This is a genomic window from Clostridium sp. (assembly GCF_016650035.1).
GTDB lineage: Bacteria > Bacillota > Clostridia > Clostridiales > Clostridiaceae > Clostridium_AD.
This window is the reverse complement of the sequence record NZ_JAENWM010000156.1, coordinates 1-4,227: the sequence shown is the minus strand read 5'-3', so window position 1 is coordinate 4,227 and position 4,227 is coordinate 1. Positions and strand designations below refer to the sequence as shown.

Sequence of the window (4,227 nt, the reverse complement as noted above, 5' to 3'; positions counted from 1 at the left end):
CTCCTGTTTGTCATTTATCGCCTATTGTTTTTTGCCATGAAAGAAAATATAATAAATTATAATCTTTCGGGATTATAGTATTTACCCTAAAGGTGGATTTTGCGATTGCCTTTAGGGTTTTTATGTTATTTTAGTTTATAACCAAAGCCACCAAAAAAACATTGCTACCATGTGTAAAATCACCACCTTTCCGTTTTTATGCATTAAAATAGACACCCTTTCGAGTGCCTACAATTTATTTTTTAATTATTTTTTTAATTCCATCTGGACTTAATAGAGTCGGTAATCGCTTACCTAACAATTTATAATCCTTGCCCTCTATTAATCCTAATTTTTTACTTTTAAGTCTTCTCTGTAAAGTTGAAAAATGGATATTATATTCTCTGCTAACTTCTTGTAATGTTTTTATATCTGATAATTTCATATTAATTTACATAACCACCTTTTAATTTATTTAAATTAAAAATAAGCCACCGAGGTGACTTAATTGAGTGATAAATCTTCGTAGCAATCATACCCTTTTTCAAATTCAACATCAATTGACATTCCTAATATTTTTAATTTTTTATTTGGTTCTATTTCATCCTTTCTAAATTTGTATAATTCGTCCTCAGTATTAAATTTTTTAGTCATTCTAACTTTATTTTCTGTCCATGCTAACATATATGAATTTACTTTTTCTACGTGTGTTAATTTCATTTTGATAACCACCTTTTAATTTATTTGTTTTGCTAACTCTCTATAAATATATTATACATTAACGTTAACGCAATTGCAATAGATATTTAAAAGTTTCATAAAACAAATTTCGACATTAAAGTGTTATTAAAAGACACCCTTGCGAGTGCCTATATCTTATTATTCAATTACTATGCTAGTTGCACCATATTTTCCTAGTGTTCATCTCTTATCTCTTTTTCTCGAAGCAATACTAATGCTATAAATATCCACAATACTCCCCATACCGATTCGTAATAAATTAAACCATACGAAAACCCCATTCCCGCAAAAATAAATAAAAGAGACATTCCTGTAAATTTTAAAAATCCATTGAATTTGCTAAATTTCTTTACAAGATATACAAAAGGCAAAATAAACATAATAAAACCTATTACCCCATCACTTCCTAACACTGTCAAAAACGTATTATCTAGTGTTGAAATAACTGCAAAGTTTTTTAAGAATTCGGTTATTCCATTTAGCCCAATTCCAAATAACAAATTGTATTTTAATATTTTGAATATGAGAGCAAACGCTTCAATACGATAATAAAAAGACTCTGATTCTGTTTGAAAAAATATCCTATTTTGAAAATACTCAACTAAGCCAAAATAGTTTAGAAACCCAAACAAAACCAATCCAACCCCTACTGTTAATAAAAACATAAGAGCAATTTTTAAGGTGTTCATGTTTCTAAATAGATAAAAAAGTGTTAATATCAATAAAATCATTATAGCTGAACGAGACATTGTAAGCAGAATTGCAAGAGCATGTAAGCATATAACAAAATTCCATAGCACTTTATTTTTTTCAGTTTCCCTTAGATATAAAGCTATTGGGAAACATATAAGTAGGTATCCTGAAAGAATTAACGGGTTTCCCATCGAGGCTACTACCCGTGGTAGCCCATCCATTATTCGATTGTCATAATAAAACATAGTTCTGTCAATTAGGTAAAGTTTTAGATAGGGTTGTATTCCAAAGAACTCAACTATTCCTAAAGTAGATACAATGGAAGAAGCAAAAATGAATACCTTCATTGTTGCTTTGGCACTTATAATTTTATCGCACAATATTATCATCATTAATACACCAAAGCTTAAAAGATATGTATTCATTTGCTGTCTAAAACTGTCAATAAAATTTATTCTGAAAGTAATAACTATAATATTTATACTCATTGCTATAATAAATATAATAATGATAGGTTTATTTTCATTTATTAAGGAAAAATTTTTTTTTCTTATCTGAACAAGAAAAGCTAACAATATAGCTATTGGTATTATCACCATTGACGGTCTAAGTTCACCTAACGGCGAGTTAAATCTGAATAAACTAACATAGGTGCTTGGAAGAAAAGAAAGTACCAAGAAAAATGATACAATCACGATTTTAGGTGAATTTTTATAAATTACTAAAAAAATCATTAAAGTTAGTGATAAAAGTAAAAATAAAATTGTTATATTTAAACTAGCCGCAACAGAGACAGTAATAGATACAATAATTAATAATGATTTAGTTATAACATCTTTCTTTTTGTAAAGCATAGTGTTCATTTTATAATCTCCTTTAAATTCCCTCATATTATACTAATTATACAATATGTTCTAGAATAAAGGAATTATTTTTTTCTAAGCCAAATTAGGTAGATTCCTCCAATGGTTATAAAACGCATTAGCACCTACATTAACTGTTCTGCCTGTTGGTATTGCAGTACCCAATGTAACATCATTGCCACTTACTGCTGTCACTGTTGTCCAATGCCATGCTCCATTATCTAACTCAAACCCTACAACTGTAAGTGTTGTATTTGCTAACCAACCACTACCACTTGTTAATGTTACCGTTGTTGCTCCTGCAACTGCTTGCATTGCTACTGTAGTTTTCTTCGCCCACAATATCAATGCTCCAACTGGTGCACCTATCGCATGATTTTGAGGTTTCCATTCGCTTGACAATGGATAGTATCCTGTTACTGGTCTTGAACCACTAAACAATTCTTCTCTGTAATCAGAACCTCTTGTAATACGTTCCATTGAAGGTGCTGATGCTACTGCATATGTTCCACTTGTAACCGATTCTATCGCATACGCAGTAGTATTGTTTGCTAAGTTATTAGCAGATACAACACCTAATTCTTTGTCTATAGTTGTTGTTAAACCTCTAACACAACCACTAACATCATTACCTATAATACTATTATTTTTCGCCCTAACCCTTATTCCTGATTGTGTAGTCACTACAACTATAGCATCAGGTTCACTTGTTGCCGATGGATTTACAGGTACTGATATATTGCGTATTTTATTGCCTTGTATCAAACAATTTTCTGCTGAACTTTCTATACCATACGGAGCACAGTTTATAATTAAATTATTAGCAACTAAATCATCACTGTTAGCTACCGTAAAACCTCCAGTAGTACCACCAATTACATTTATACCACCTGTTGTAACACAGTTTATTAAAGTATTGCCTGCTATGTTTGCGGAACTATGGTAAATTGATTTAATACCAAATCTACAATGTTTAATAAGGTTATTAGTTATCGTACAAATACCATCAAAGTTGCCTTCTCCTGCCATTATCCCACCACAATTTTGGGGTGTAGTTATCTCACCTAGTATTGTATTTCCTTTAACAATAGAATGTCCTGTGACTTGAATAGATACTGTATTAACTTCTGCATTTGAGCCACTACATATATTGCCTGAAACTATGGATTGATAACATCTACCGTTTAAATTAATAGCAGTATATTTACAGTTTTCAACTCTGTTATGATGTATATTAAAATATCCATCTCCACCCTCACCGTTAATACCTATCATTGACATATCTTTAATTAAATTATTATAAATGCTTACGTTTTTAACATTTCTAAAAAGTATTCCTCTACCTTTTGCCAATCCAAAATTTTCATAAATTCCTGTTCCTTTTACGCATAAATCGTGTACTTTAAAGTTTTCTAATTCTGCACCACTAGGTTGGATAGTTAAATCTTTTTCAGAACTAAAATGAATAGGCACATGAGCGTTATCGGTTGTAAAAATAACACTTGAATCACCAACACCTGTAAACTCAATATTATTTGATTTAATCCATAAACAAGCATAATTAACATTTGAGGTAGAAACTTTATAATTACCTCGTGGAAAATGTAACCGACCACCTCCAACACTTTCTAAATAATTAATCGCATTTTGGATGCTTATAGTATTATCAATTACACCATCACCTATAGCACCAAATTTTTTAATGTCTGTCACAATATCAGCCAATCCCGAGGCATTGTTATCTATATTATTGAATATTGTATCGAGATTTAGTGAACCATTTGTACTTATATAATCATTTCTTGACATAATTTACTACCTCCTTTTTATAAATAAAATCCACAGTGATTAATTGTAACCGTAGCAGTACTTGAAGCTATAGTTGATTGTGAATATACATCTATTTGCTTTATATATGTAGCATCTTTAATTAATGCCATTAAATCTGAAT

4 protein-coding genes are annotated in these 4,227 nt (G+C 30.3%); all 4 read right to left on the bottom strand.

Annotation, left to right across the window (positions count from 1 at the left end):
* Positions 1–235 precede the first annotated feature (235 nt).
* The 4 genes from JJD95_RS19800 to JJD95_RS19785 all read right to left on the bottom strand — a co-directional run bounded on the left by JJD95_RS19800 (position 236) and on the right by JJD95_RS19785 (position 4,085).
* On the bottom strand, positions 236–424 hold the full coding sequence (locus tag JJD95_RS19800; protein ID WP_291645189.1) for a hypothetical protein: 189 nt from the start codon (positions 422–424) through the stop codon (positions 236–238).
* Between the two features lie 59 nt (positions 425–483).
* Positions 484–699 (bottom strand): hypothetical protein, encoded by a 216-nt coding sequence (locus tag JJD95_RS19795; RefSeq protein WP_291645187.1) that lies wholly within the window; start codon positions 697–699, stop codon positions 484–486.
* A gap of 194 nt (positions 700–893) precedes the next feature.
* Entirely contained in the window at positions 894–2,276 is a 1,383-nt protein-coding gene (locus JJD95_RS19790) for an O-antigen ligase (protein ID WP_291645185.1), read from the bottom strand.
* Between the two features lie 75 nt (positions 2,277–2,351).
* Positions 2,352–4,085, bottom strand: coding sequence for a hypothetical protein (locus JJD95_RS19785; RefSeq protein WP_291645183.1), 1,734 nt, complete (start codon positions 4,083–4,085; stop codon positions 2,352–2,354).
* Positions 4,086–4,227 lie beyond the last annotated feature (142 nt).

What these genes read in the sequence shown, in the direction of transcription:
- JJD95_RS19800 (WP_291645189.1), bottom strand. Translation starts at nt 424, where the DNA reads ATGAAATTATCAGATATAAAAACATTACAAGAAGTTAGCAGAGAATAT.
- JJD95_RS19795 (WP_291645187.1), bottom strand. Translation starts at nt 699, where the DNA reads ATGAAATTAACACACGTAGAAAAAGTAAATTCATATATGTTAGCATGG.
- JJD95_RS19790 (WP_291645185.1), bottom strand. Translation starts at nt 2,276, where the DNA reads ATGAACACTATGCTTTACAAAAAGAAAGATGTTATAACTAAATCATTA.
- JJD95_RS19785 (WP_291645183.1), bottom strand. Translation starts at nt 4,085, where the DNA reads ATGTCAAGAAATGATTATATAAGTACAAATGGTTCACTAAATCTCGAT.